This window comes from Pseudomonas sp. NPDC088429, from assembly GCF_044753305.1.
Taxonomy (GTDB): Bacteria; Pseudomonadota; Gammaproteobacteria; order Pseudomonadales; family Pseudomonadaceae; genus Aquipseudomonas; species Aquipseudomonas rustica.
This window is the reverse complement of record NZ_JBIVMX010000128.1, coordinates 1-2,561: the sequence shown is the minus strand read 5'-3', so window position 1 is coordinate 2,561 and position 2,561 is coordinate 1. Positions and strand designations below refer to the sequence as shown.

Below are 2,561 nucleotides of genomic sequence, written 5' to 3'. Positions count from 1 at the left end.
GCAGCTCACGCTTAAATCTGGTGGAGGGAGAAGGATTCGAACCTTCGAAGTCGTAGACGTCAGATTTACAGTCTGATCCCTTTGGCCGCTCGGGAACCCCTCCTAATCAGGCCGGCATTCTATACTATGCCAAACCCCTGTCAAGCATTTTCTCATTTAAAAACCTGAGGTTAGCTGCACTGACATCACTCTACTGCTGCGACCTTTTCAGGTCTTCGCTGTGGAGCGGGCGCCATTCTATGCAAACTATTCAGTAGGTGCAACCCCCTCGCACAGCATTATTTTATGTTTTAACTCATTGAATTCCTTGGAAAGGTTCTGCAGCTGCAAATCACCCAGCAAACGCTCGCCCTCAGGCGCGATCCGGAGCCAATAACCACCCTCCGGGACGTTTTTGTGCAAAGGTTGCGAGCGAACCTTCATTTCCTCAAGACGCCGCTCAAGGGCCAAGGCCGGATCCTGAACTGCAAAACCACCCACATAAAGGCATTTTTCTTCGCCCTGGGCAGTTTCGGCTTTCTCGCGGGAGGCGCCGCCGCTCTCACTTAGCAACCGAATATCCTGCTGCGACCCCTTATATAAACTGAGAGGCGTGACATCCTTGGCACGCAAAGGAGCTTCCTGCTGGTGCCAGACGTAATAGAACACATTGAGAACAAGGAGCAGCAGGAACAACCAACGCATACGAACCTCAGGACAAAGGACAGGCCATCGCCAACCCTACGAAAACCAAATCCGGGACGAGACGAGCACCAGGAGCAACACTGGCAACCAAGTCAGCATCACCGCCAGTGACAAACACTGTAAAACTCTCCGCCCAATACTCACGCGCGATATCTAACTGAGTGAGTACAAATCCTTTAAGCATCAAAGAACAGCCCCGCTCTACAGCCTCAACCGTGGTTCGCCCAGGAGCCAGGCTCATCAAGGCACGCTCCGCCGCAACATCTCCATAACGAATCTTCCGTGTATGGGTTCGCAATTGATTACGCATCAACGGCATGCCCGGACAGATAAAGCCACCCAAGTGCTCTCCATCTGCCGAGATGAAATCGGCGGTAACTGCCGTACCAAAATCCAGCACCAGGCAGGCACCCGACGCCAGGTGATACCCACCAAGCATGGCAAGCCACCGATCAAGCCCCAACCGCTCATAGTCTTCGTAGCCGTTTTTGACTCCGGACATTTCCCGAGCGGGCTGAGCGCACACCGCAGAAACACCGAACGCTTGCTCAAGCAGCTTAATGAGCGCTTCGGTTTCTTCAGCAGTCCTGACACTGACCAAACGGCATTTACGCAAAGATATTTTGCCAAGTGAGCGCAGACTTTCGATCAACGCCGAGTCGGAATCGACCACCCCCTCAGAAAACAGAGACGCAGCCGCGGCGTCCAATACACGCCACTTTATGAAGCTATTGCCGCAATCGAGCTCAAGAATCATCACGCAACCTCAAGCTGAGCTCACCACCACTAAAAAGTTTTTCCACACCATCCACCTGCAATCGCAGCGCACCTTGATTATTAATTCCAAGCACAACACCATCGATCTGGTTAGTGCCGGCGATCAATGAAACAGACCGCCCCTGCCACAGATGGCCGTCCTGCCACTCGGCTTGTAGAGCCGAGAAGCCTCTATCCTGGTGACGCTGGATATATGCCTGCAACTGCTCGCTCAACTGAACAGCTAACGCGTTGCGATCGCAGACCTGACCAGACTCGAGTCGCACGGATGTCCATTGCTGATCGACTTCCTCAGCGACCTGCATATTAACGTTGATGCCTATGCCCAAGACCACGTGACAAACGTCCGCGGGATCGCCGACGAGCTCAAGCAAGATACCGGCGATTTTCTTATTACCGACCAGAACATCGTTCGGCCACTTCAATCCCGCCCCGGCGACACCGACTTTTCGCAAGGTGTGCATGACAGCTAGACCCACGACAAGGCTCAAACCTTCCAACTGCCTCATTCCGCCATCGATGCGCAGCACGAGACTGTAATAAAGGTTGTCAGCAAATGGACTCACCCATTTGCGCCCTCTCCGTCCGCGCCCAGACACCTGCCGTTCAGCAAGCACGAGAAAAGGCGCCGATCGGCCCTGACCGATCGCGCGCAATCCCTCGGCATTTGTCGAGTCAATGGAGTCGAATACTGCAACCGGCCAGCCTGGCGCCATTTCCGCTATTTTGAGAGGATCAAGCAACATCAGAGGCGTCGCCAATTGATACCCGCGCCCGCGAACTTTATGGATGGACAGCCCGAGTTCAGCCTCAAGATGCTGAAGCTGTTTCCATACTGCACTTCGACTAATCCCCAGGGCCGCCCCCAGATCCTGACCAGAATGGAATCGCCCATCCTTCAGAAGGTTCAACAACGTCAACATGCAGGTCTCGCCTCACAATGAGGCCCGAATAATAGCTATGCCCCGGGCCGCTGCATAGAAATCAAGCACATGCATTTCCTGTGGGCAAAACAAAACCCCAACTGCTTTCGCAATTGGGGTTTCGGAATTTAATCTTGACGATGACCTACTCTCACATGGGGAAACCCCACACTACCA

General features: G+C 53.7%; 3 protein-coding genes and 1 tRNA gene. All 4 read right to left on the bottom strand.

Features of this window, described 5'->3' with window-relative positions:
* Positions 1-18 precede the first annotated feature (18 nt).
* A tRNA-Tyr gene (locus ACIP66_RS28165) sits at positions 19-103 on the bottom strand.
* 143 nt (positions 104-246) lie between these two features.
* Positions 247-684 carry a hypothetical protein gene (locus tag ACIP66_RS28160; RefSeq protein WP_400652507.1) on the bottom strand — a complete coding sequence of 146 codons (438 nt, stop codon included), beginning with the start codon at positions 682-684 and terminating at the stop codon, positions 247-249.
* Between the two features lie 7 nt (positions 685-691).
* Complete coding sequence (locus tag ACIP66_RS28155; RefSeq protein ID WP_400652504.1) at positions 692-1,441, bottom strand: pantothenate kinase; 750 nt, start codon at positions 1,439-1,441, stop codon at positions 692-694.
* On the bottom strand, positions 1,431-2,384 hold the full coding sequence (gene birA / locus ACIP66_RS28150) for a bifunctional biotin--[acetyl-CoA-carboxylase] ligase/biotin operon repressor BirA (RefSeq protein WP_400652501.1): 954 nt from the start codon (positions 2,382-2,384) through the stop codon (positions 1,431-1,433). The genes ACIP66_RS28155 and birA overlap by 11 nt, the downstream gene beginning before the upstream one ends.
* Between the last annotated feature and the right edge of the window lie 177 nt (positions 2,385-2,561).